The organism is Actinomycetospora sp. (assembly GCF_036497245.1).
GTDB lineage: Bacteria > Actinomycetota > Actinomycetes > Mycobacteriales > Pseudonocardiaceae > Actinomycetospora.
The window spans coordinates 13121-33895 of the sequence record NZ_DASXJS010000025.1; the positions used below are offsets into that span (position 1 = coordinate 13121).

Here is a 20775-nt window from a genome sequence, read left to right on the forward strand (position 1 = left end):
GAACCAGTCGGAGGTGTGCCGGTGGCGGTGCAGGAGATCGCGGTCGAGTCGGAGGGCAGGCGGCTCGGCGCCTGGTACCTGCGTGCCGAGGACGAGTCGCTCACCACGGGCGCGGGCCGGCCGTGCGTGGTCATGGCGCACGGGTTCGGCGCCACGCGGGACTCCGGCCTGTTGCCGTTCGCCGAGGGGTTCACGGCCGCGGGCGCCGACGTGCTGCTCGTGGACTACCGCGGCTTCGCCGACTCGGACGGGGACCTGCGCCAGAACATCGACCACCGGGCCCACCGCCGCGACTACCACGCCGCGGTGGCCCGGGCGCGCCTGGTCGAGGGCGTCGATCCCGCGCGCATCGTGCTCTGGGGCTCGTCGTACTCCGGCGGTCACGTCGTGGCGGTGGCCGCCGAGGACCCCCGGATCGCCGGGGTCATCTCGCAGGGGGCCGCCATGGACGGGCTCGGCGCGGTCATGGAGATCCTCCGCTACGCCGGGCCGTGGCAGCTGCTGCGCCTCTCGGGTCACGCGATCGTCGACGCCGTCGGGGCCCTGCTCGGGCGTCGCGAGCACCGGGTGGGCATCTTCGGGCCGCCCGGGGCCACCGCCGCGATCACCTCGCCGGACGCCGCCCCCGGCTACGGCAGGATCATCGGGCCGTCGTTCGTCAACGACATGCCGGCGCGGGGGATCCTGACGATCCCGCTGAACCGCCCGGTCACGGCCGCGCCCCGCGTGCGCTGCCCGATGCTGCTGGTGGTCGCGGCCGACGACTCGATCGCGCCGCCCGCCGCGGTCCGGAAGGTGGCCGCGACGGCGGGCGGGCGCGTCGAGACCCTCGAGCTCGACTGCGGGCACTTCGACATCTACCTCGGCGAGGAGTTCGCGACCTCGCTCGAGCGCCAGATCGGATTCCTGCGTTCGCTCTAGTTCACCCGCCCGAGTGATGGCGGACCCCGCGTGAAACATCCCCGTGTCCCCGGCGATATCCCGGACATCAGCGGGCGCGGAGCCCGCACCTCTCGGTGTCCCAGCCCTCCGTGCCCCGGACGTCGGTCCCCCAGCCCCGGGGATGGCGTGCCCGCCGCGAGGCGCGGGTCGAGGCCGCCGCGGCCCAGGCGCACGCCGTCCAGGTCGCGCACGCCCAGCGCCGGGCCCGCCAGGTCGCCCTGGCCTCGCTGCCCGTCGAGTAGGGGGCAGCCGCCGACCGGGTCTCAGCCCTCGAGCACGTAGCCGCGGCCGCGGATGGTCCGGATGCGCTCCGCCCCGAGCTTGCGGCGCAGGTAGCCGATGTAGACCTCGACGATGTTCGAGGTCGGCGGGCCACCCCAGACGCGCGTCACCAGCTCGTCCTGCGACATGGCCTGTCCGCGTGGGTGGCGGATCAGTGCGTCGACGACGGCGTACTCGGTGCGCGAGAGGCTGACCGGCTTGTTCTCGACGAACACCTGCTCGAGGGCGGTGTCGACCATGACCTCGCCGCGGCGCAGGTAGAGCTGGGCGGTCGGCCGGTCGTCGCCCAGGCGGAGCCGCAGGCGGGCGAGCAGCTCCTCCATCGGGAACGGCGTGACGAGGTAGTCGTCGTGGGTCGCCCGCAGCGTGGAGACCGTGCGGTCACGGGCCTCCGCCGAGGTCAGCGCGATGATCGGTGTCCGCGGGCTCTCGCGGTGCAGATCCGCGAGGACCTCCACCGGTCGCAGGCCGCTCATCTCGACGTCGAGGACGACGGCGCGAGCGCCGCCCGCCCGGGCCGCGGCGCCGACGCTCCAGCTCTCCCGGAGGAGCTGAGGTTCGAAGCCGTTCGACCGCAACGCACCGACGAGCACGCTCGTTGTGCGGTGAGGAGGGGCCACACACAGCACGCGGCCCCGCTCCGCGTCCGCATAACGATTGGGTTGCATCGCGGACCAGGCTGCCGTGCGCCCGGCCGGAGTTCAACGGTCCGGCGCCGAACGGTGGCGTGGCGTGTTCGACGGGCGGTTCGCTGAGAGCGGGTACCGGCGTCCGTCGCATCCTCTGGGCCGGTTGGACTAGAAGTCCCGCCCTTCGTCGCGTCTCAGCGCACGGTCAGCGGCATCGCGATCAGGCTGCTCTCAGATCACGGTCCGGTGAACGGTCCCGCTCCTAGCGTTCCGCCTCGCACTCCCCAGGCGTCGTCGTCCGCGCTCCCCCTGGACGGGCATCCGAGCCCGCCCCGCCGGCCGATGTCGTCGCGCCCCGGACCGCGCTCCCCACGGTCCGGGACCGAAGAGAAGGTCAGGAGGTCGTTCGCCCATGCCCCGACGTGGACGACATCGCACGCGGCTCCCATTCCGGCTCCTCGCAGCCGTCGCAGCCCTGCTCGTCGGCGGCACCGCCGTCGTCCTGGGCGGCACGGCGCTCGCGAAGGGATCGGACGGCGGGAACATCATCTCGTCGCTCACCGGCAGCTCCAAGTCCGACAGTGACTCGTCCGACGACTCGTCGTCGGACAGTGGCTCCTCGGACGACAAGAGCAGCGGTGACGACGAGAGCGGCGACAGCAAGGATTCCGGGTCCTCCGGCTCGAAGGACTCGTCCGACGGCAAGGACTCCGGATCGTCCGATTCGAAGGACGGCTCGGACGGGTCCGACTCGAAGGACGGCTCCGACTCGAAGGACGGGTCCGACGGGTCCGACGGGAAGAAGGTCAAGGAGGGCAAGGACGGCGACAACACGCCGGACGAGGCCAAGAAGACCGACGACCAGAAGAAGAAGGACCAGGAGGACAAGAAGGACGACCCGTTCCCGGGCCGCGACAAGATCCAGGCCGCGAGCGGTGACGACTTCGTCGACATCAGCAACGTCACGCCCAACGGCAACCGTGGCGAGGGCGGCGAGTTCGCCGGCGGCACGTCCTCGGTGGCCTGCGGGGTGAGTGATCACAACAACTCGGACAACTTCATCGCCGCACCGGGCAAGAAGAACGGCGCCCAGCACGTCCACGACTACGTGGGCAACACGTCGACCAACGCGAACTCCAGCGACGGCTCGCTGAACGCCGCCGACACCTCCTGCGCCAACGGTGACAAGAGCACCTTCTACTGGCCGGTGCTGCGTGACCTGAACGGCACGGGTGACGACGTCGGCCAGGACGGCGGCAGCAAGGACGGCAACGTCGGCAGCATCCTCAAGCCGACCTCGGTGAGCCTGGCCTACCACGGGCACGGCGACCAGGACGTCCAGGCCATGCCCACGGACCTGCGGATCATCACGGGCAACGCGAAGGCGAAGGTGCAGGACGGCGACAACGCCAACGCCAAGTACACCTGCACCGGGTTCACCGACCGGGTCACCGACAAGTACCCGATCTGCCCGACGGGCTCGCACCTGCAGCGCATGCTCGACTTCCCCAGCTGCTGGGACGGGCAGAACCTGCAGTCGAAGGACGGGCGGTCGCACATGGAGTTCCCGGACTCGAAGGGGAACTGCCAGGACGGCTTCGAGCCGATCCCCGCGCTGCGTATGACGCTGACCTACAACCAGCCGGCGGGGAAGGCCTTCTCCATCGACTCGTTCCCGGACAACCAGCACGATCCCACCACGGATCACGGTGACTTCGAGAACGTCTCGTCGACGACCCAGGCCGATGCCACGGCGAACTGCATCAACAAGAAGCAGACCTGCACCAACGTGGCCGGCTAGTCGCGAGTCGAGAGGAGGTGTGAGATGACGACAGACCTCATGGACGTCAGGGTCGAGGACTACAGCTCCCGTCGTCCGTCCGATGCTCCGTCACCGGTGCGGGAGAGCGGCGTCGACCTTCCGATCTCCGGTCTGCTCGCGCTGAGCATCGCGCTCACGGCGTTCGTGGCCGTAGCGGTGTACTTCAGTCAGCTCGCCGGAGCGTGCTGACCCCGTGAGCGGCTGACCCGGAGCCGCGTCACACCCCCTCGCGCCCCGCCGCCCGACGTCCTACCGTCGGTGGCGGGGCGCGAGTGCGTACTGCGCCTACATCGGGAGCCCGGGAGACGGGCTGAGAGGGGACCTGGCCGCAGGCCGCGGCGTCGGTCCCGACCGTTCGAACCTGATCCGGGTCATGCCGGCGCAGGGAAACGGAGGCGCAGTCATGCCGGTGTCCACCACCCCGACGCCGCCCGGGACCACGACCGGGGAGCGGCGGGGCGCCGACGAGGTCGCTCCCACCCTCGACGGGCCGGTGCCCCGCTCGCTCGGACTGCTCGACCAGGGCGCCTTCTGGGCCAACCTCGGGGTCAGCCTGCTCGGCTTCGCCGGGGTCCTCGCCGTCCTGGAGCCGGCGGGCGCGCCGCCGCTGACGATCGGCGCCGCGGTCCTCGCGACCGTCGTCGGCACCCTGATCGGCAGCGCGATGATCGGGCTCTCCGCGATCCCCGGCGCGCGCACCGGTGCGCCCGCCATGGTCGTGCTCCGCGGCCTCTTCGGCGGGGTGCTCTCCTGGATCCCCTCGGTGCTCAACGTCGTCCAGCTCATCGGCTGGGGCACGTTCGAGCTCGTCGTCATCGCGCAGGCCGGGGTCGTGGCCGTCGGCGGGCCGACCTGGGCGTGGGTGCTCGGCGCCGGGGTGGTCACCACGGTGCTGACGCTGCGCCCGCTGGGGATGCTGCGGCTGCTGCGCCGGGTGGTGACGATCCTGGTCGCGATCTCGGTCGCGTACCTGGCCTGGTGGCTGTTCACCCGGCCCGCGGCGGTGGACCTCGGGCAGAGCGGATCCTGGTCCGGGTTCTGGGCGGGCACCGACGCCGCGATCGCGGTGGCCGTCTCCTGGATCCCGGTCGCCTCGGACTACTCGCGGCACTCCCGCCGGGTGGGGACCGCCTTCACGGCGGCCACCGTCGGATACGGCATCACCCAGATCCTCTGCTTCGTCGTCGGGCTCGCGGCGCTCTCGCTGGTCGGCGGGAACGGCGACGCCGTGTTCACGCCGATGCTCGCCGCGCCGTTCGGCCTGGTCGCGCTGCTGGTCCTGACGCTGCGTGAGACCGACCAGTCGTTCGCGAACGTCTACTCCACCGCGGTCTCCGCGCAGAACCTCGTGCCCCGCGCCGACCGTCGCGTGCTGTGCCTCGTCATCGGCGCGCTGATCACCGTGCTCGCGCTCGGCGTCACGATCGACGACTACTCGAGCTTCCTCACCGTCATCGGCTCGGTGTTCGTGCCGCTGCTCGGGGTCGGCGTCGGCGACGCGCTGGTGCAGCGCTACCGGTCCCACCCGATCCCCGCCCACGGCGACCTGTCGCGCTGGGCACCGTCCCGCCCGCTGATGGTCGGGGCCTGGGTGGTGGGTCTCGTCGCGTACCAGGTGGTCAACCCGGGGGGCGCGCCCGGCTGGTCGGACGCGTGGACGGCCCTGCGCGAGGCGATCGGGTTCGTCCCGCCGTCCTGGCTCTCGGCGTCGCTGCTCTCGTTCGTGGTCGCGGGCGTGGTGGCGGCGGCGCTCACGGCCCTCGAGCGCCGCGGGCGCGACCGGGGGACCATCGGACGATGAAGATGCGGACGCTGGGCCGGACCGGCATCAAGGTCAGCCCCTACTGCCTGGGCGCCATGATGTTCGGCGCCTGGGGCAACACCGATCACGACGACTCGATCCGGATCATCCACAAGGCGCTCGACGCCGGGATCAACTTCGTCGACACCGCCGACGTCTACGCCCAGGGCGAGTCCGAGGAGATCGTCGGGAAGGCGCTGCGCCAGCTCCCGCCCACCCGACGCGACGACGTCGTGCTCGCCACGAAGGTCCACGGCGGCATGGGCGACGACCCGAACCGTGCCGGGAACTCGCGGCGCTGGATCGTCACCGAGGTCGAGAACTCGCTGCGCCGCCTGCAGACCGACCATCTCGACCTCTACCAGATCCACCGCCCCGATTCGTCGGTCGACGTGGAGGAGACGCTCTCCGCGCTCACCGACCTCATCCGCAGCGGCAAGGTGCGCGCTGTCGGGTCGTCGACCTTCCCGGCGTCGGACATCGTCGAGGCGCAGTGGGTGGCCGAGCGCCGCGGGTACGAGCGGTTCCGCACCGAGCAGCCGCCGTACTCGATCGTCAACCGGGGCATCGAGCGCGAGGTGCTGCCCACCTGTGAGCGGTACGGGATGGGCACGCTCGTGTGGAGCCCGCTCGCGATGGGGCTGCTCACCGGGCGCTACCGCAAGGGGCAGGAGACCGACAGCGCACGGATGAAGTTCGCGCCCGGTCGCCTGACCCACGAGCGCAAGCTCGACGTCGTCGAGGAGCTCCTCCCGCTGGCCGAGAAGGCGGGGATCTCGCTGACGCACATGGCGATGGCGTTCGCGACGGCCCACCCGGGGGTCACGAGCGCGATCGTCGGGCCGCGCACCTCCGCGCACCTCGACGACCTGATCGCGGGCGCGGAGACCACCCTCGACGACGAGATCCTCGACCGGATCGACGAGATCGTCCCGCCGGGCACCGACGTGGACCCGGGCGACGTCTCCTACGCTCCGCCGGCCATCGAGCAGGCGTCGCTGCGGCGTCGTCCGGCCGGGGAGCGCGCCGCGGCCTGAGGCGCCTGCCCGGTCGTTCGGACGCGATAACGGAGTCGATCGACCGTGGAGTGACCCCGTGCTGGTAGAACAACCACGTATCCGGCGAGGGGATCGGTCGTGAGCTACCCGCAGCGTTCTTGGGACGACGGCGATGTCGAGGTCGTCGCGAAACGGCTCTGGGCCGGCGGTGTGGCCACCGCGCTCGTCGCGGCGGGCCTCGCCTTCGTCGGGGTGCTGATCATCAACAGCATCTTCGAGGTCGGGATCCAGACGGCGGGCCGCAGCGGCGCCCTGGTCGACAACGCGTCGACGGTCATCCCGATCGCCGCAGGCATCGCGGCCCTGGCGAGCACCGCGCTGCTCCACCTGCTGCTGATGACCACACCGCGGCCCGCGTCGTTCTTCTCGGCGATCGCGGTGCTGGTCATCGTGGTACTGATCCTCCAGGTCTTCCTGGCGGACGGGTCCGTCTCGGCGCACATCGCGACCGGCATCCTGTACGCCGCGATCGGTGTCGCGATCGTGTCGATGCTCTCCGGGGTGTCGGCGACGTCGGTGCGCCCCGCATCGCACGGGGGCTGGGGCGGCCGGGAGTACGACGGGCGCTACGACGCCGGCTACGGCGCGCACGAGCCGCAGCAGCCGTACCCGCCGCAGAACAACGCCTACGGTCAGTACGGCGATCAGCGCACGCAGCGTTACGATCCCCGAGGTCAGCGCGACCAGTGGCGGTGAATCGCCGGACGCCGTGATCACAGCATGTGATCACCACACGGCCTCATGGCGTCGTTTCAAGGGATCGTGATGCTTTTCGCTGTCGCGCCCCGGTTGCTTGACCGATGAGGACCGCCCTGGCGACGATCAATCGTCCTGATCCTGCGGACCGGGGCGATGACGCCTGTCCGCGTAAGGGTCGCGCCGTAGGGTGCGTCCGAAGGGTGGTCGCCATGACGCAGACGGTCAACGGAAACGGAACCGCGCTCACGACGGCCGGATCGGGCTCGCCGGTCGGTGACGGCCGGCTCGGCGGCGGGGTCTACCGGGGCCCCCGTGCCCTCGCCGACGCCCGCCGCGCCCTCCGGGTGGCGCTGCCGGAGCCGAGCAGCAAGTTCAGCCAGGACGACGAGTGGTGCGTCGTCCAGCAGCCCGACGGCTCGTGGCGGGAGTTCCGCTTCCACGACTACGACCGTATCTTCGACGTCCCCGGGCTCTACGAGAAGATCTTCTACGACGTCCTCGGCTGCGACACGCCGCGCTTCATGGTCGGGCTGTTCGCCGACGCGCTGGCCGATGCCCGGACGGAGGCGGCCGACGTGCGCGTCCTGGACCTCGGCGCCGGCAACGGCATCATGGCCGAGGAGCTCGCCGCGGTCGGCGTGGCGCACAACGTCGGGGTCGACATCCTCCCGGAGGCGCAGACGTCCGCGGAGCGTGACCGCCCGGGGCTCTACGTCGACTACCTCGTCACCGACCTCACGACCCTCGACACCGAGAGTTCGCGGCGCCTCGCGGGGCACGAGCTCAACGCGCTCACCGTCGTGGCCGCGCTCGGCTTCGGCGACATCCCGCCGGAGGCGTTCCGGGCCGCGTACGACCACGTCGCCGACGGCGGCTGGGTGGTGCTGACGATCAAGGACGCCTTCCTCGCCGCGGACGACACCTCGGGCTTCGCCCGGATGATCGCCGACGGCATGGCGTCCGGGGCTCTCGAGGTCGTCCGGCGGGAGCGCTTCCGTCACCGCCTCGCCACCGACGCGAGCCCGCTCGTCTACGAGGGGATCGTCGCCCGCAAGCGCGGTCCGCTCACCTGATCCCGCCGGCTCCGGGCGCTCGCCCGGCTCTCGTCCGTCCGGCCGTTTCCCCGCCCGGGTGACCGGGCACACACTGGACCGGACGACGGGTCCCGGAGGCACTCCCCGGCCCGGGGCGCGGGACCTGGGAGATGACAGGAGCACTCGCATGGCCGCCAGCACCGATCACGAGAACCGCAACGGGTCGGGGCTCCCCGCCCGGCGGACCCCGGACATGGCCCGCGCCGTGGAGACGCTCGTGCCCGACGCGCTGCTCGCCCGCACCGATCCGGCGCTCTTCGGCCGGACCGCCCTGCAGCTCGCCCAGGGCTGGGTCACCCACCCGGGCGAGGTGAGCCGGGCGGCGTCGTCGCTCGCCGCCGTCTCCGCGCGGATCGGTGCGGCGGCGACGGGTCGGGCGCTCCGGGGGCTGGCCGGGGGCGACGCGGCCGGTGGGGACGACTCCGCCCCGATGCCCGTCGCGAAGGACGGCCGGTTCAAGGACACGACGTGGGCGGAGAACCCGGGCTACTGGGCGTTGCGCCAGGAGTACCTGGCGCTGGTCTCCTTCCTCGAGGACATGGTCGGTGCCGCGGGCCTCGACGTGGACGCCGACGAGCGCGCCCGGCTGCTGATGAGCCTCGTGGGCAGCATCGTGTCGCCCACCAACGTGCTGCCCGGCAATCCCGCGGCCCTCAAGCGCGCCTTCGAGACCGGCGGCTCGAGCGTCGTCGCGGGCCTGCGCAACCTGCTCGACGACGTCGCCACCAACAACGGCAAGCCCCGCCAGGTCGACGCGAGCAACCTCCGGGTGGGTGAGGAGCTCGCCGCCACCCCGGGCAGGGTCGTCTACCGCAACCGGCTCATGGAGCTGGTGCAGTTCGACGCGCAGACCGACGAGGTGCACGAGATCCCGCTGCTGTGCAGCCCGCCGTGGATCAACAAGTACTACGTCATGGACCTCTCGCCGGAGCGCAGCCTCGTCGAGTGGGCGGTCCAGCACGGCCACACCGTGTTCATGATCAGCTACCGCGACCCGGACTCGTCGATGGCGTCGACGACCTTCGAGGACTACCTCGAGCTCGGCCCCGCCGCGGCCCTCGACGTCGTCACCGGCATCACCGGGTCCGACAAGGTCAACCTCATGGGGCTCTGCCTCGGCGGGCTGATGGCGGCCCTGCTGACCACGCGGTGCGCGGTCCGCGGGGACGACCGGGTGAACAGCCTGACCATGCTCAACACCATGCTCGACTACTCCGAGGTCGGGCCGGTGTCGTCGTTCGTCAGCCCGGAGATCGTCGAGCGGCTCGAGCGGTCCATGAAGCAGACGGGCTACCTGCCCGCGGAGTCGATGGCCACGACGTTCGACCTGCTGCGGGCCAACGACCTGATCTTCAACTACATCGGTCCGAACTGGCTGGAGGGCAAGGCGCCGCCCGCGTTCGACATCCTCGCCTGGAACTCGGACTCGACGCGCATGCCCGCGGCGATGCACGCGGCCTACCTGCGGCACTTCTACCTGGACAACGAGCTCTCCCGCGGCGTGCTGGAGCTCGACGGCGACCTGCTCTCGCTCAAGTCCGCCGAGGCCGACACCTTCATCGTCGCCGCCGAGAACGACCACATCGCCCCGTGGCGCACCTCCTTCACCTCCACCGAGCTGCTGGGCGGAGACGTGACGTTCGTGCTCTCGACGGCGGGTCACATCGCCGGGGTGGTCAACCCGCCGAGCCCGAAGGCCAAGCACTGGGTGGGCACCGTCGGAGCGTCCGGGCCGGACGCCCCCGGCCCGGACGCGTGGCGCGCACGCTCGACCGAGGTGAAGGGCTCGTGGTGGGAGACCTGGTCCGAATGGATCTCCGAGCGCGGCGGCGGCATGCGCACGCCGCCGGCGACGGGCAACGACGAGTACCCGGTGCTCGGCGACGCCCCCGGCGACTACGTCCGCGGAACGGCCTGAGGGCCCGGCGGGGTTCGCCCCGGTGTCGCCGCCGTGACGTTCGGGCTGCCGGGGTGTGACACGCCTTGACGGACCCTGGTCCCGGCGCGCACGGTGTTGCGCAGAGCGCGTCGCGGTTGCGTTCAGGGCAACGCAGCAACGCAGTCCACCACTGTCGCGGTCTCCGCTGCCCACCGTCTCGCGATCGGTGACCCTCATGGAACCCCTTCCCGCCCGCCCCGTGCGTTCCGCGTCCACGGCCCTGCGAGGGTTCGTGGACGACGCCGTCGGGACGGTCTACGACGCGCCCTTCCTGCGCCTCGACCTGCTGCTCGCGGGTCGTCAGGCGCGGTGCGGGTGCGACGAGTGCACGGCGCAGGTCGGCCGGACCGTCGCGGAGATCGTCGCGTCGCTGCCACGTCCCTGACGTCACAGCGGGTGGGCGCCACGGCGTCTGCTCGGTATCCTGAGCGGGCGATCGGCCGGTCGAGCACGCCGGCCGACCCGACCGCGCCCCGGGCCCACGGCCCAGGGCGCCCCAGGAGGAGCCGATGACGTCAGCCTCGAACGGCCACCAGAACGCCGTCACCGATCAGGTGATGGACGTGATGTCCCGGGGGCAGAAGGCCATGACCGACGCCACCACCGGCATGGCCCAGATGTGGGGCGCCGCGCTCAAGGGCGCCGACGACGCCGGGCGCCGCACCCCCGGGTCCGGCCCGGTCCCCCCGTCGGCGGGCGAGCTGGTCGACCGGGCGGTGGACACCGGCATCGCGGTCCTCGAGATGCAGCGCTCGGTCGCCCACCAGGTGCTCGACGCGCTGCGGCTGCGCTGAGCGAGCACGCCGGTCCCGGCGCCCGGGACGCGGAGGACGCGGCGCCCACCGGGGTCGTGAACGGTGTGTGGGATGCCCAGCGCCGTGCTCTCGGGTCGCTCATCCGTGACCAGCGACGCCTGGCCCGGCTCTCGCTGCGACAGCTCTCCGCGCTGTCGCACATCTCCAACCCGTACCTCAGCCAGGTCGAGCGCGGGCTGCACGTGCCCTCGGTGCGCGTGCTGCAGGCGATCGCCGACGCGCTCGACCTCTCGGCCGAGACCCTTCTCGAGCAGGCGGGCCTCGTCCGGGAGCATGTCGGCCCGAGACCCGGGCCGGGATCGCGCCGGGGCACCGACGACGACCGCGCGGTGGAACGTGCCGTGCGGGCCGACCGCCGGCTCTCCCACGCGCAGAAGGAGGCCCTGATCGCCGTGTACCGGAGCTACGTGGAATCCGCGTCCCCCTCGCCGGCCCCGGATCCCGGGACCCGCCGATGACCGCGACGGCCCCCCGTCCGACGACCGACTCCCCGGAGGGACTGGAGCGCACGCTCTCCGTCGCGGGACGGCGGATCCGGGTGGCGGTCCGTCCAGGTATGGGGGCGAGCGGAGCGACGGGGGAATCGGATACCGGGGCGAGCGGAGCGACGGGGGAAACCGACAAGGCGGTGCGGCCGCTGGTGCTGGTCAACGGGATCGGGGCGAGCCTCGAGCTGCTCGAGCCGCTCGCCGGGACCCTGGACCCGCGCCGCGAGATCGTGCGCTTCGACGTCCCCGGGATCGGGGGCTCCCAGGGCTCGACGGTGCCGCTGCCGATGGCGGCGCTGTCCACCCTCGTGGCCGACCTGCTCGACCAGCTCGACCAGCTCACCGGGGTGTCGCACCGCGTCGTCGACCTCCTCGGCCTGTCGTGGGGCGGGGGCGTCGCGCAGCAGTTCGCGCTGCAGTACCCGCACCGCACCGGGCGGCTGGTGCTCGCGAGCACCGGGACGGGCGTGATGATGGTGCCGGCCCGCATCGGGGTGCTGGCCCGGATGCTGACCCCCCGGCGCTACAACGACCCGACCTACCGGCGGCGTGCCGGGCGCGAGATCTACGTCGGTGAGGACGCGGACGCCGTCGACGCGCTGTTCGCCCGGGTGATGCCGGTGCGTGCCTCGGCCTACCTGCACCAGCTGTTCGCGCTCACGACGTGGACGAGCCTGCCGGTGCTGCCCCTGATCACGGCACCGACGCTGATCCTCGCCGGACGCCGCGACCCGGTCATCCCGGTGGTGAACGCCCACCTCATGGCGTCGTTGCTGCCGCACGCCACCGTGCACCTCCACGACGGCGGGCACCTCGGGCTGCTGACCCGTCCCGACGCGCTCGGGCGGGTCGTCGACGACTTCCTGGGCCCGATTCCGCCGCACGCGCCCTAGAGTGGGTCGTCGTGAGTGCGAAGACGGTCACCGGCGTGGACGGACGCGAGTGGCTGGTGAGTATGAAGATCATGTGGAGCGACCGCTCGGAGGGCTTCGAGCACGAGAAGGAGGGCGGTCGGCGGGCCGTCATCGGCATCATCGTGGTGCTGGGCCTGCTCTGGTTCGCCCTCATCGCCTGGAAGTTCCAGGTCGCGGCGGTGAGCGTGCCGTGGTGGGTCGTGGCGATCCTGCTCGCCGTGGCGGGGTTCTTCCCGGTCCGCTGGGCGCTGCGCCGTCCCCGGCGGCTGATGGTCGAGGGCGGGCGCTGGCCCGACGACGACCAGGGCTTCGGTGAGGCCTGGAGCGGCTACATCCGCGGGCGCGCCGACGCGAAGGCCGAGTTCAAGCAGGCCGTCCGCACGCTGCAGAAGCGGGGCACGCCGGCGCGCGCGAACAGCCCGCTGCAACCGCAGTGACTTCCCCCGTCGCTGCGCTCGCCCCAGGATAGTCAGGAGGAGCCGTGCCCGAGCTGCCCGAGGTGGAGGCGCTCGCCGATCACCTGCGCACGCACGCGCTCGCCCGTCCGGTGGCGCGGGTCGACCTGGCGAGCATGACCGCGCTCAAGACCTTCGACCCGCCGCTGCAGGCGCTGACCGGGCGGCTCGTCACCGGGGCGGGCCGGTTCGGGAAGTTCCTCGACGTACAGCTCGAGGACACGAAGCGTTCAAGGGAGCACGCCGATAGGGGAGCTGGACCATCGGGGCCGCTCCACCTCGTCGTGCACCTGTCCCGCGCGGGCTGGTTGCGCTGGCACGAGCAGGCCTCGGCGACCCCGCCGAAGCCGGGCAAGGGTCCGCTGGAGCTCCGGGTGCACCTGGACGCGGTCGGCGGCCCGGGGTTCGACCTCACCGAGGCGGGCACGCAGAAACGGCTCGCGGTGTACGTGGTGGAGGACCCGGCGACCGTGCCGGGCATCGCCTCGCTCGGGCCGGACGCCCTCACGCTCTCCCGCGACCAGCTCGCGGGACTGTTGCGGGGCGCGTCCGCGCGGCTGAAGACGCTGCTCACCGACCAGCGGGTGCTCGCGGGCATCGGCAACGCCTACTCCGACGAGATCCTCCACGTCGCCCGGCTCTCGCCGTTCGCCCTCTCGGGCAAGCTCGACGACGAGGCCGTCGACCGGCTGCACGCCGCGATGATCTCGGTCCTCACCGACGCGGTCGACCGCGTCGTCGGGCAGGACGCCGCCCGGCTCAAGGGGGAGAAGCGCTCCGGGATGCGGGTGCACGCCCGGACCGGCCTGCCGTGCCCGGTCTGCGGCGATGTGGTGCGGGAGGTCTCCTACGCCGAACGGTCCTTCCAGTACTGCGCCACCTGCCAAACAGGAGGTAAGCCGCTCGCCGACCGCCGGTTGTCGCGGCTGGTGAAGTGACCGATCCCCTCGGCACACCGCCGAACGGGGGATCACGTCGGTCCCTGCTCGTGTGCCGCGTTGCTCTGACGGGGTTCGCTGTCGGACGATGACCTCGTGCCCGGCTGGATGACCGACCCGACGCTCTACGTCGGACTCGTCGCGGTCGTCGTCCTCGTCGCCGCGGGCCTGCTGATCTACCGGCGGCTACGGCGCAGGCACGCGTTCGCCTCGCCGCTCGAGCGGGCCACGTTCTCGACGCTGCACACCGTCTCGTTGGCCGCGCCCGCGCTGCGGGAGGGCCTCTCGGAGTCGTCGGCGCAGTTCGCGGTGCCCTACCTGCGCACACTGCTCGACACCGAGGCGCTGTCCATGACGGCGGCCGACTGCGTGCCGCTGGCCTGGGACGGCGACGCCGAGCACCACAACCTCGACGTGCGCTTCTACGCCGAGAAGGTCATGAAGACCGGCCGCCAGCAGATGGCGAGCCGCAAGGACATCGAGTGCGGATCGGACCGCTGCCCGGTCAAGGGCATCGTCGTCGTCCCCCTCGAGGTCGACGGCAACGTCGTCGGGACCCTCGCGGCGGTCAGTGCCGAGACGCCGGGGCCGGTCCTGCTGCGGGCCTCCGCCGAGGTCGCGCGCTACGTCTCGAGCCAGCTCGAGCTCGCCGACCTCGACGACTCCCGCGACCGGCTCAACCGGGCGGAGGTCCGCGCGCTGCGCGCCCAGATCTCGCCGCACTTCATCTACAACGCCCTCAACACGGTGGCCTCGTTCATCCGCACCGACCCCGAGCGCGCCCGCGAGCTGCTCATGGAGTTCGCGGACTTCACCCGCTACTCCTTCCGGCAGGCAGGCGAGTACACGACGCTCGCCGAGGAGCTCAAGAACATCGACCGCTACCTGATGCTCGAGCGGGCGCGCTTCGGCAACCGGCTCTCGGTGAAGGTGCAGGTCGCGCCCGAGGTGCTCTCGGTGGTGCTGCCCTTCCTCGCGCTGCAGCCGCTCGTGGAGAACGCGGTCCGCCACGGGCTGGCGGGCAAGGTCGAGGGCGGCACCGTGACCCTGACCGCCGAGGACTCCGCGTCGGAGTGCCTCATCACGGTCGAGGACAACGGCGTCGGCATGGACCCCCAGGCGCTGCGCGAGGACAACCGCGACGCCCACCTCTCCGGGGCGCACGTCGGGCTCGGCAACGTCGACGACCGCATGCGTTCGGCGTTCGGGCCGGACTACGGGCTCGTCGTCGAGACCGAGCGCGGCGCGGGCACGAAGATCAGCCTGCGGGTGCCGAAGTTCCGGGCGGGGGTCCGGGTCTGACACGCGGGTGTCTCAGTCCGGTACCCGGCCCGTCGCCGGGAGCGGATAGCCTCGGTGCGTGGACCTGAAGCTGCCCTCGGCCCTCAAGCTCCCGCCTGCCGTCTCGGCGGTGCTGCCCGGCGTCCTCGCGTCCAAGGTCGGCGGCGGCACCGTGAGCGTGGTGCGCCTCAACGGCATCATCGCGGCTGCCTCCGGTCCGGTGCCCCGCGCCGTGATCAACCTGCAGGCCGTCGAGTCGGCGCTGGTGCGGGCCTTCGAGGCGGAGAACGCGGTCGCGGTGGCCCTGGTGATCAACTCGCCCGGGGGGTCGCCGACGCAGTCGCAGCTGGTCGCCGACCGCATCCGCGGCCTCGCCGCGGAGCACGAGCTGCCCGTGCTGGCCTTCTGCGAGGACGTCGCCGCCTCGGGCGGCTACTGGCTCGCCTGCGCGGCGGACGAGATCTTCGCGTGCCCGACGTCGCTGGTCGGCTCGATCGGCGTCGTGTCCGGCGGGTTCGGCCTGACCGGGCTCATCGAACGGTTCGGCATCGAGCGTCGCCTGCACACCGCGGGGACCAACAAGGCCCGGCTCGACCCCTTCCAGCCCGAGAAGCCCGAGGACGTCGAGTGGCTGCTCGGCATGCAGGGCGAGCTGCACGAGCTGTTCATCGAGTGGGTGCGCTCGCGCCGTGAGGGGCTCGACGAGTCCGCCGACCTCTTCACCGGCGAGGTCTGGACCGGTCGGCGCGCCCTGGAGCTCGGGCTGATCGACGGGATCGGGAGCCCCCACGAGATCCTCGCGCAGCGCTACCCCGACGCCGAGCCGGTCGGCGTCGAGCCCCGCAAGCCGCTCCTCGCCCGGCTGGGCGTCGGCGTCCTGGGCGGCGTGCCCGGTCTCGCGGCGCCGTCGGTGGACCCGGCGGCCGCCGTCGTCGGCGCCCTCGAGTGGCTGGAGCAGCGGGCCCACTGGAGCCGATTCGGCCTCTAGGCGCGCGCCGCGCCCGTGGAGCACCGAGCCGCCCCCTGACGCGCAGGAGTGCTCACGGCGCCTCGGCCACCTACCCTCGGCGGTTCGCGGAGAGGGGGCGTGGGGGTGGCACCGGTCGGGTGGGACGGACGCGACGTGTCCGGGCTCAGCCACGAGCAGATCCACCGGTGGACCCGTGACGGCGCGAGCCCCGAGGCCCTCGCCGCCGCGCGGGACCGCCACCTCGCCCGCGCCGACGAGCTGCGCACCGCCGCCGACCGCCTCCGGAACGCGCAGGCCGGTGTCGCCGAGGGCTGGATCGGGCGCGACGCCGACGCGGCCGGACAGCGCACCGGGGCGCTCGCCTCGCGGATGGAGCAGCTCGCGGAGACGGTGTCGGGCCAGGCCCGCGGGGTGGACGGGATGCGGGCGGCGCTGTCGCGCGTGCAGGCCGCCGTCGGCCCGCCCCGGCCGCCCGCGCTGCCCTCGCTCGGAGCGCCTCCGCTGCTCGGCGAGCTGCGCGCCCTGCTGACCGGCGCCCCGGCGGACGGCTTCGGCGGGTTCCACGCCGCGACCGCGGAACAGGCCGCGGCGCGCGAGGCCTACCGGACCTACCTGACCGAGACCGCGGCCGCCGCCCGTGGGGTCGCGACGGCGGGCGCCGGTCCGCCGCCGCCCACCGCGGCGGCCCCGGCGACGACCGCCCCCGGCGCCGGTCTCCCGCCGAGCACCGCGGCCCGCCCGGTCGCGCCCGCCGGGGCGGGGCCCGCCCCGACGCCGTCGACGTCCGGGGGGTCCGGCGCCGACGCGGTCGCACCCCGCGGCACCGCGCCCGCCGCGGGTGCCCGGGGCGCCCCGACCGGGGTGCTCCAGCGTGCCGCCGCGGCCACGCCGGGTCCGCCGCCGCCCGGCGACCTGCCGGTCGGCCCGCGGGCGGTCGGGGCGGATCCCGTCCCCGGGGTCGCCGCGGCCGCCCGCGGTGCCGGGCCGGTCCTCGACCGCGGCCCCACGGCCCCCACCGCCGCCTCGCCGGCGACCCCGGCGACGCCGGGCACCCCGGCGGCGCCCGCGGCCCCGCCCACCCCGGGCGGCGCGGCGGCCACCGTGGGCCCCGCCGACCCCGGTCGGGCCCCGGTCGCACCGGCCGCCGCGGGCCCCACGGACGGTGGCGCGGTGCGTCCGGTCCCGCTCCCCGCCGCGGGCGCCCAGGGACGGCCGGCCCAGCGGCGCCGTGACGAGCGACCCGCGGCCTCCTCGGGCCACGGGGCGGGTCCGGGCACCGCCCCGGCGGGTTCGGGCACCGTCCCCGCGGGCTCCGACGCCGCGCCGACGGGTTCCGAGACCGCCCCCGGGGCTCCCGGCGGCCACTCCGGCCGCGCCGACGCCGCCGGCCACCCCGGGGTCGGCCCCCTCGACGCCGCACCCCTGGGGTTCGCGCCCGCCACCGGCGGAGCGGGCGAGCACCGGCTGCCGCCGCGGCGGACCGAGTACCTCGTCGACCCCGATCCGGCGGGCTGGGGCGCCGACGCCGGCCGCCGCGTTGCCCCACCCGTGCTCGGCGAGGACGACGACGGGGCCGAGCAGTGAGCGCGCCGTTCCCCGCCCTCGCGCTGCGGCGACTCGAGCTCGCGTGGGTGCTCGAGCAATGCGGCGCGCCGGACTGGCCCTACCCGCTCGCGGCGGCCGTCTGGCCCGCGGACAGCGAGGACGAGACCGTGCTCGCCCGGGCCCGCGTCGAGGACGGCCTGCGCGCCCGCGGCCTGCTCGAACCGGGTCCGGCCGCGGTGCTGCTCGCGGTCGGGGCCGCCGTCCGCGACCGGTGCCGCCAGGTCGACCTGGTGCGGCGCAGCGCCTCGACGCCGTGTGCGGCCGTGGCCCTCGGCGGCGCCTCGGACGCCGCCCTGCTCTGGTCCGCCGACCATGCGGGCGCCGATGTGGCGGTGCGCCCGCTCGATCCCGACGGCCTCGTCGCCGGGCTGCTCGCGCTCGTGCCGCCGCTGGCCGCCGCGGCCGGGCCCGCGTTGGAGGTCACGGCGACCCCGGGCGGCCCGGTCGGGCCGGGCACCGTGCGCGGCGACCGGGAGCGCCGCGCCGTCCAGGACGTCCTCTCCGCCGCCGAGGCCTGGACACAGGTCGGAGCCGTTCCTGCTCCGAACGGGCTAACTTCGCAGGTGGAACGTGCAGATGCCACGATCAAATGGCTGGACGGGCCCCGCGGGCGGTACCGACTGCGGCACGATCCCGGACAGACGCACGACGCGTTCTCCGGGCGCGCGGGCCTCGGGCGGGCACGGCTCGTCGGCGAGGACGCGACCACGCCCGCGGTCCGCGCCGAGCTCGAGGCCGCGCTCGGCCCACTGGACCGCCCGACGCCCGGAAGGAGCACCGCATGAGCGGACTGGGTCCCTCGGGGCCCGGGCCCGGTACGCCCTCCGGCGAGGACGGGTCCGCGGCGCTGCACCCGGCGGACGCCCGGCGCTTCGCGGGGCGGGTGGACGATCTCGAGCGCACGGTGGCCGAGGCGCGCGAGGCGCTGCGCCGGCTCGCGGAGGACCCGCTGGCCACCGGGACCGGACAGGACAACGCGGAGATGGCCGCCTGGTACCGCGAGCTGCTGGTGACCGACACGGTGCCCGCCGCGGACGACCTGTCCCGTCAGCTGGACGCGGTCCGCCGCGCCGTCGTCGAGGGCACGGCGGCCTGGGAGTCGACGGAGCGTTCGATCTCCGACTCGCTCGGTCCCGGCACCGACGCCCCGTGAAACGTCCATCGATCAGGTGGCGATGTACGTCAGGTCCGGTGAGGCGGCGCGCCACGCCCGGCACCGGAGGGATCGTCCGACCGGCTGGGTCCCTATCGTGGACGCGGGACCGACCCTTGGGCAGGATGGCGAAGCAGTGACTACCAACGACAACGACGGCCTGGTCGTCCTCGCGGTCGACGACGAGGAACCCGCGCTCATGGAGCTGGCCTATCTCCTCGAGCAGGATCAGCGCGTCTCCACGGTGCTGAAGGCGAACGACTCCATTTCCGCGCTGCGCATCCTCACCGGAGGCGACCAGGTCAACATCGGCGGCTTCGGCACTCCGCCGTCGGGCATCTCCGCGCCCGCGAAGCAGTCCGACGTGGACGTCCTGTTCCTGGACATCCGCATGCCGGGGCTCGACGGCCTGGAGCTCGCGCAGGTGCTCTCGCGCTACGTGATCCCGCCGTCGGTGGTCTTCGTGACCGCCCACGACGACCGCGCGGTCGAGGCCTTCGACGTCGGGGCGGTGGACTACCTGCTCAAGCCGCTGCGCCCGGAGCGTCTCTACGCCTCGCTGACGCGCATCCTCGCCTCGCGCGGCACCACGGTCCCGGTCGAGCCCGCGGTCGAGGAGGAGGGCGACGACGAGGTGATCCCCGTCGAGCTCGCCGGGACGACGAAGCTCGTGCAGCGGTCCACGGTGCGCTGGGTGGAGGCGCAGGGCGACTACGCGCGCCTGCACACCACCGAGGGCAGCCACCTCGTGCGCATCCCGCTCTCGGTGCTCGAGGAGCGGTGGTCGGACGCAGGCTTCGTCCGGATCCACCGCTCGTACCTCGTCGCGCTGCCGCTCATCACCGAGCTGCGCCTGGCCGGGTCGGGCTACGTCGTCCGGCTGGGCAACGGCGGCGGCTCGAGTGAGGTCGCGGAGCTGCCGGTCAGCCGTCGGCACACGCGTGAGCTGAAGGACCGTCTGGTCCGGTCGACGAAACAGGCCTGGGGCCGGCGGTGACCACGACCGACGGCCGGACCCGGGCCGGGGGAGGATCCCCCGGCCCGTCCGACCCGTCGGGCAACGACGGCGCGGGCGACCCGCCTGCCGGTCTCCCCGGCGCCCCGGCGGCCCGCGATCCCGAGCCCGACGGCGGCCCCGCCGTGGCTCGGGTGCGCGCGCGCCGGGAGCGACCCACGCCCGCACCCGGCGGCGCGACCGGGCCGGCCGGACGACACGCCCGCGACGACGAGTCCGTGGGCACCGGGCACACCCCGCCGCCCGGGTACCGGCCGCGCCACGCCGCGCCGGACGCCGAGACCGAGCAGATCGCGGCGTCCCCCGCGCCGGGCCGTCCGGCCCCCGGCCCGCCGACGCCCGCGGCACCGGACCCGGGCGCGATCGACCCCACGCCGATCCGCGGCCTCCCGCTCGCCTCCACCTTCCCGGCCTCGGGGGTCACGGCGTCCGAGGCGGTGCCGATGCCCGAGGGGAAGAAGCCGATCTTCGGCTGGTCCCGGGGCGACGAGGACGACGCCGACGCCGACGGGGAGCCCCTGGAGCGCGTGCGCATCGTGCTCTCGGAGCGGCGCTCCCCGACGCGGGCGGTCGGCACCGTCGCCGAGATCGAGGCGCAGACCGCGACCGGTGAGCTGCTGCTGTCCAACCTCATGCGCTCCCAGCTCACGCTCGCGCTGCGGCTCGCCGCGGTGGCGGTGCTCGTCCTGGGCGTGCTGCCCGTCGTCTTCCTGACGATGCCCACGGTCTCCGGCGCCGCCCCCGTCCTCGGCATCGGGCTCCCCTGGCTGGTGCTCGGGCTGCTCTCGTTCCCGTTCCTGCTGGTCCTGGGCTGGCTGTACACCCGTCACGCCGAACGCAACGAGCTCGACTTCGCCGACGACGTCGAGGACTGA

The 20775-nt window shown here is 73.6% G+C and carries 23 protein-coding genes and 1 riboswitch; of the genes, 22 read left to right on the top strand and 1 reads right to left on the bottom strand.

What is annotated here, in order from left to right; all coding sequences use genetic code 11:
- The first annotated feature begins 21 nt into the window (after window positions 1-21).
- On the top strand, window positions 22-921 hold the full coding sequence (locus VGI02_RS03190) for an alpha/beta hydrolase (RefSeq protein WP_331625804.1): 900 nt from the start codon (window positions 22-24) through the stop codon (window positions 919-921).
- Window positions 922-1016: 95 nt separating this feature from the next.
- Window positions 1017-1184, top strand: coding sequence for a hypothetical protein (locus tag VGI02_RS03195; protein WP_331625805.1), 168 nt, complete (start codon window positions 1017-1019; stop codon window positions 1182-1184).
- 21 nt (window positions 1185-1205) lie between these two features.
- Here VGI02_RS03195 and VGI02_RS03200 read toward each other — a convergent pair whose 3' ends face one another.
- Complete coding sequence (locus tag VGI02_RS03200; RefSeq protein ID WP_331625806.1) at window positions 1206-1817, bottom strand: response regulator transcription factor; 612 nt, start codon at window positions 1815-1817, stop codon at window positions 1206-1208.
- Between the two features lie 448 nt (window positions 1818-2265).
- Between VGI02_RS03200 and VGI02_RS03205 the strand changes: the two genes are divergently transcribed.
- From VGI02_RS03205 to VGI02_RS03300, 20 genes are all read left to right on the top strand, one after another.
- On the top strand, window positions 2266-3654 hold the full coding sequence (locus VGI02_RS03205) for a DUF1996 domain-containing protein (RefSeq protein WP_331625807.1): 1389 nt from the start codon (window positions 2266-2268) through the stop codon (window positions 3652-3654).
- Window positions 3655-3678: 24 nt separating this feature from the next.
- Window positions 3679-3864, top strand: a complete 186-nt coding sequence (locus tag VGI02_RS03210) for a hypothetical protein (RefSeq protein WP_331625808.1) — start codon at window positions 3679-3681, stop codon at window positions 3862-3864.
- 91 nt (window positions 3865-3955) lie between these two features.
- Window positions 3956-4080: riboswitch (TPP riboswitch) on the top strand.
- Entirely contained in the window at window positions 4079-5476 is a 1398-nt protein-coding gene (locus VGI02_RS03215) for a purine-cytosine permease family protein (RefSeq protein WP_331625809.1), read from the top strand. It overlaps the preceding riboswitch by 2 nt.
- Window positions 5473-6513: an aldo/keto reductase gene (locus tag VGI02_RS03220; protein ID WP_331625810.1), complete on the top strand. Its 1041-nt coding sequence runs from the start codon at window positions 5473-5475 to the stop codon at window positions 6511-6513. Before VGI02_RS03215 ends, VGI02_RS03220 begins: the two co-directional genes overlap by 4 nt.
- A 99-nt stretch (window positions 6514-6612) precedes the next feature.
- Window positions 6613-7230 carry a hypothetical protein gene (locus VGI02_RS03225; protein ID WP_331625811.1) on the top strand — a complete coding sequence of 206 codons (618 nt, stop codon included), beginning with the start codon at window positions 6613-6615 and terminating at the stop codon, window positions 7228-7230.
- Between the two features lie 212 nt (window positions 7231-7442).
- Window positions 7443-8306, top strand: coding sequence for a methyltransferase domain-containing protein (locus tag VGI02_RS03230; protein ID WP_331625812.1), 864 nt, complete (start codon window positions 7443-7445; stop codon window positions 8304-8306).
- Between the two features lie 148 nt (window positions 8307-8454).
- Window positions 8455-10245 (top strand): PHA/PHB synthase family protein, encoded by a 1791-nt coding sequence (locus VGI02_RS03235; protein WP_331625813.1) that lies wholly within the window; start codon window positions 8455-8457, stop codon window positions 10243-10245.
- A 196-nt stretch (window positions 10246-10441) separates the two neighbouring features.
- Complete coding sequence (locus VGI02_RS03240; RefSeq protein WP_331625814.1) at window positions 10442-10651, top strand: hypothetical protein; 210 nt, start codon at window positions 10442-10444, stop codon at window positions 10649-10651.
- A gap of 124 nt (window positions 10652-10775) precedes the next feature.
- A complete protein-coding gene (locus VGI02_RS03245; protein WP_331625815.1) occupies window positions 10776-11060 on the top strand; it encodes a hypothetical protein in 285 nt (94 codons plus the stop codon).
- Window positions 11061-11116: 56 nt separating this feature from the next.
- Complete coding sequence (locus VGI02_RS03250; RefSeq protein ID WP_331625816.1) at window positions 11117-11539, top strand: helix-turn-helix domain-containing protein; 423 nt, start codon at window positions 11117-11119, stop codon at window positions 11537-11539.
- Window positions 11536-12462, top strand: a complete 927-nt coding sequence (locus tag VGI02_RS03255) for an alpha/beta fold hydrolase (protein ID WP_331625817.1) — start codon at window positions 11536-11538, stop codon at window positions 12460-12462. The genes VGI02_RS03250 and VGI02_RS03255 overlap by 4 nt, the downstream gene beginning before the upstream one ends.
- An 11-nt stretch (window positions 12463-12473) precedes the next feature.
- Entirely contained in the window at window positions 12474-12920 is a 447-nt protein-coding gene (locus VGI02_RS03260) for a hypothetical protein (protein WP_331625818.1), read from the top strand.
- Between the two features lie 44 nt (window positions 12921-12964).
- Entirely contained in the window at window positions 12965-13876 is a 912-nt protein-coding gene (locus VGI02_RS03265) for a DNA-formamidopyrimidine glycosylase family protein (RefSeq protein WP_331625820.1), read from the top strand.
- Window positions 13877-13972: 96 nt separating this feature from the next.
- Entirely contained in the window at window positions 13973-15178 is a 1206-nt protein-coding gene (locus VGI02_RS03270) for a sensor histidine kinase (RefSeq protein WP_331625821.1), read from the top strand.
- Window positions 15179-15287: 109 nt separating this feature from the next.
- Complete coding sequence (locus VGI02_RS03275) at window positions 15288-16145, top strand: S49 family peptidase (RefSeq protein ID WP_331625868.1); 858 nt, start codon at window positions 15288-15290, stop codon at window positions 16143-16145.
- Window positions 16146-16244: 99 nt separating this feature from the next.
- Window positions 16245-17711 (top strand): WXG100 family type VII secretion target, encoded by a 1467-nt coding sequence (locus VGI02_RS03280; RefSeq protein ID WP_331625822.1) that lies wholly within the window; start codon window positions 16245-16247, stop codon window positions 17709-17711.
- Window positions 17708-18517, top strand: a complete 810-nt coding sequence (locus VGI02_RS03285) for an ESX secretion-associated protein EspG (protein WP_331625823.1) — start codon at window positions 17708-17710, stop codon at window positions 18515-18517. Before VGI02_RS03280 ends, VGI02_RS03285 begins: the two co-directional genes overlap by 4 nt.
- Window positions 18514-18885 (top strand): hypothetical protein, encoded by a 372-nt coding sequence (locus VGI02_RS03290; RefSeq protein WP_331625824.1) that lies wholly within the window; start codon window positions 18514-18516, stop codon window positions 18883-18885. Before VGI02_RS03285 ends, VGI02_RS03290 begins: the two co-directional genes overlap by 4 nt.
- Before the next feature lie 136 nt (window positions 18886-19021).
- The gene (locus tag VGI02_RS03295; RefSeq protein ID WP_331625825.1) at window positions 19022-19882 is read left to right on the top strand and encodes a LytR/AlgR family response regulator transcription factor; all 861 of its coding nucleotides are present in this window, start codon (window positions 19022-19024) and stop codon (window positions 19880-19882) included.
- Window positions 19879-20775 (top strand): hypothetical protein, encoded by an 897-nt coding sequence (locus VGI02_RS03300; RefSeq protein WP_331625826.1) that lies wholly within the window; start codon window positions 19879-19881, stop codon window positions 20773-20775. The genes VGI02_RS03295 and VGI02_RS03300 overlap by 4 nt, the downstream gene beginning before the upstream one ends.